The following is a 1693-nucleotide window of genomic DNA, read 5'->3' as shown; positions in this document are numbered from 1 at the left end:
GGCCACGACCCGCTGCTTCCGGAACATGTGGTTCCACACCGGAGACCGGGTATGGCGCGATGACGACGGCTACTTCTACTTCCTTGACCGGATGAAGGACGCGATCCGCCGGCGTGGTGAGAACATCTCGGCCTTCGACCTGGAGACCGAGATCAATCAGCATCCGGCGGTGCTGGAGTGCGCCGCCATCGGCGTGCCCTCGGAGCTGGAGGACGAGGACATCAAGGTGTCGATCGTGGTGCAGCCGGACACCGGCATGGATCCCGCGGAGCTGATCGCCTACTGCGAGGAGCGCCTGCCGCGGTCGATGGTGCCGCGCTACGTCGAGTTCGTGGACGCGCTGCCGCGCACGCCGACCGACAAGGTCGCCAAGTACAAGCTGCGGGCCCAGGGCGACGGGGGCATCACCGAGACCACGTGGGACCGGGAGGCGGAGGGCCGGTGAACTGGGACGACACGCCGGAGGAGGCCGCGTTCCGGGCGGCGGCGCGGGCGTTCATCGAGGAGCGGTTCCCCGCGTCGTACCGCCCGGCGGGCGACGAGGAGCAGAGCCTCGAACCGGAGGACGTCGCGGGCTACAACTGGCCCGTCGACCGCGTCGCCGACGACGCCGCCCGCCGCGAGGGGGCGCGGGCGTGGGCGGCGGCACTCGCCGAGCGGGGCTGGATCGCGCCCCATTGGCCGCGTGAGTACGGCGGCGCGGGCCTGTCGGCCATGGAGGAGTTCATCCTGCACGAGGAGATGATGCGGGCGCGGGTGCCGACGGTGAACGGCATCGGCGCGTTCCTCCTCGGCCCGACGCTGCTGGTGCACGGCACGGAGGAGCAGAAGGCCCGGCACCTGCCCGCGATCGCGAAGGGCGAGGCGACCTGGGCGCAGGGGTTCTCCGAGCCGGGCTCCGGCTCCGACCTCGCGTCGCTGCGCACCCGCGCCGTGCGGGACGGCGACGAGTACGTGGTGGACGGCCAGAAGGTCTGGACGTCCCTCGGCCAGTACGCGGACTGGCTGTTCGTCCTGGTGCGAACCGACCCCGACGCCGACCGGCCGCACCGCGGTATCACGTTTCTGCTGGTCAAGGCGGACGCGCCGGGCGTGACGATCCGCCCCATCACCGACATCAGGGGCGCGGCGCCGTTCTGCGAGATCTTCTTCGAGGGCGTCCGGGTGCCGGTGGCGGACCGCGTCGGCGAGGAGAACCGCGGCTGGTACGTCGCGATGTCCGCACTGGGCTTCGAGCGCGCCGGGATCGGCGCCACGATCAAGTACGAGCAGGCGCTCGCCGAGCTGGTCGGCTACCTGCGGTCGCCGGAGGGCGCGCGGTTCGGCCGGACGAGCCCGGCGCTGCGCCAGGAGATCGCGCGCCGGCAGACCGAGGTCCGGGTGCTGTACAACCTGGCCCGCTACACGGTGTCGCGGCAGGCCGCGGGCGAGGAGCCCGACTTCGAGGCGTCCATCAACCAGCTGTTCGGCGCCGAGCTGCACCAGCGGCTCGCCCGCACCGGCGCGCGGGTGTTCGGGCGGTCCGCCGCCCTGTGGGAGCGCGAGGGCGCTCCGCTCGGCGCCCTGTTCACGCACATGCGCAGGGACTCGGTGGCCTCCACCTTCCTCGGCGGCACCACCGAGATCCAGCGCAACGTCATCGCCACCCGCGGGCTGCGCCTGCCCCGCGGCTGACCGTCCGATCGAGGAGGAG

The 1693-nt window shown here is 72.4% G+C and carries 2 protein-coding genes; both read left to right on the top strand.

The window, feature by feature from the left end:
- The coding region (locus IEZ03_RS38195; RefSeq protein WP_229808604.1) for an AMP-binding enzyme at positions 1 to 445 on the top strand (445 nt) is incomplete at its 5' end.
- Complete coding sequence (locus IEZ03_RS26975) at positions 442 to 1674, top strand: acyl-CoA dehydrogenase family protein (RefSeq protein ID WP_184879909.1); 1233 nt, start codon at positions 442 to 444, stop codon at positions 1672 to 1674. The genes IEZ03_RS38195 and IEZ03_RS26975, both read left to right, overlap by 4 nt.
- Positions 1675 to 1693 lie beyond the last annotated feature (19 nt).

It is taken from the genome of Actinomadura livida (assembly GCF_014648675.1).
Lineage (GTDB): Bacteria > Actinomycetota > Actinomycetes > Streptosporangiales > Streptosporangiaceae > Spirillospora > Spirillospora livida.
The sequence above is the reverse complement of the archived record's forward strand: the minus strand, read 5'-3'. Positions and strand labels throughout refer to the sequence as shown.